Source organism: Streptococcus parasanguinis, from assembly GCF_964238605.1.
Classification (GTDB): Bacteria; Bacillota; Bacilli; order Lactobacillales; family Streptococcaceae; genus Streptococcus; species Streptococcus parasanguinis_AJ.
On record NZ_CAXSMM010000024.1, the window covers coordinates 1 to 1462 of the forward strand.

At 32.8% G+C, this 1462-nt stretch carries 2 protein-coding genes; both read left to right on the plus strand.

The window, feature by feature from the left end:
- Positions 1-804 (plus strand): ImmA/IrrE family metallo-endopeptidase (locus tag ACESR9_RS10155; RefSeq protein WP_373106435.1); only part of this gene is annotated, 804 nt, incomplete at its 5' end.
- Between the two features lie 8 nt (positions 805-812).
- On the plus strand, positions 813-1462 hold a 650-nt coding region (locus tag ACESR9_RS10160), incomplete at its 3' end, for an XRE family transcriptional regulator (protein ID WP_373106436.1).

A 1462-nucleotide genomic window follows, 5' to 3' on the forward strand; every position in this document is an offset into this window, starting at 1 on the left:
ATGAAGGATAACGATATTTCATTATTAAATTATAATTTCAATTACTTCTTTCAACATTGTATTCAAAAATATAAAATTCAAGTAATTAGTCACCACTTCTCAAATCACAAGATTGAAGGATTAACTGTTATTGATGAATTAGGTATTAGTTTTTCTTATGAAAAGGATAATCCAATTGTAAAGCAAAATTTTACTCTGTGTCATGAACTAGGACATTTCGTACTTAAGCATGAAGGCAATTATTTTACTGAATCTATTGATAATCAGGAGAACCTACTAGAGCGTGAAGCGAATATTTTTTCTGCTGTAGTATTAATGCCTGACATTGTTTTGTTGTCAAAGATTTATTATAGTTGCGACACCTTTCAACACATTCAAAATAGCCTCGATGTCTCAAAACAGGCATTGTTCTTTCGCCTTTTAGATCTTCTTAGAGAATATTATCCTGAAAAAGAAAATACCATTAGGCAGGCTATCGATGCTTATATTGATGGACAAAATGCCACACTACTCCTTTTGTTTCACGGTGTCAAAGATCAGATTATAAAGGAATTCAACAACTATCAGACTTCTCTAATCAATAAGATTGAGCAATCAGTAATCAAAAAAGGCTTCGTTACTAGCCAAGAGTTACCTGAACTTTTAAATCAGGATAATTGGAAGACAATTAAGAATTTCCATGACAATCTAAAAGTATGGCTCATTTATGATAGAGGAAAATCAATAGCTTATGTTTGGGATAAAAATAAGCTAACAGACAAAGAAGCAAAACAAAAAGCTGAATTGAAATTATTGTTAATGTGAGGTAAATGATGTACCAACCAGAAAAACTAAAGGCTCGTAGAAAAGAGCTAAAAATGACTCAAAAAGATATTGCAGATCAATTAGGTATTACCTACCAGGCTTATTCTGCATGGGAACGTGGAATAAAACAACCATCTAGAGACAAAGTAAAGCTTTTGGAGCAAATTCTAAATGCTCCAAAAGGTTATTTTACAGAGGTTGAAATCGTCCGACTATATAATAGTTTGTCAGATGAAGCTAAAGATCAAGCACTTAGTTATGTTAGAAAACTAGTTCAAAAAGAACAATGTAAGAATGTTGTTTCAATATCAGAAAAACTATACGAGTACCATGTTTACGAAAAAATGTCTGCCGGTATCGGTTCATCGGTTTATAACGATCAGAACTATGATACTGTTTATTTTCATGAAGAACTAGCCCATGATTTCGCCTCATGGATTTCTGGTGACTCAATGGAGCCCAAATATCAAAATGGCTCTGTGGCTCTCATTCGTGAGACAGGATTTGATTATGATGGAGCAGTTTATGCCGTAGTCTGCAATAGCCAGACTTATATTAAACGAGTTTATCGAGAGGAACATGGATTAAGATTAGTTTCTATCAATCTAAAGTATCAAGATATTTTTTTATCGTATGATGAAGATCCTAGAATTGTAGG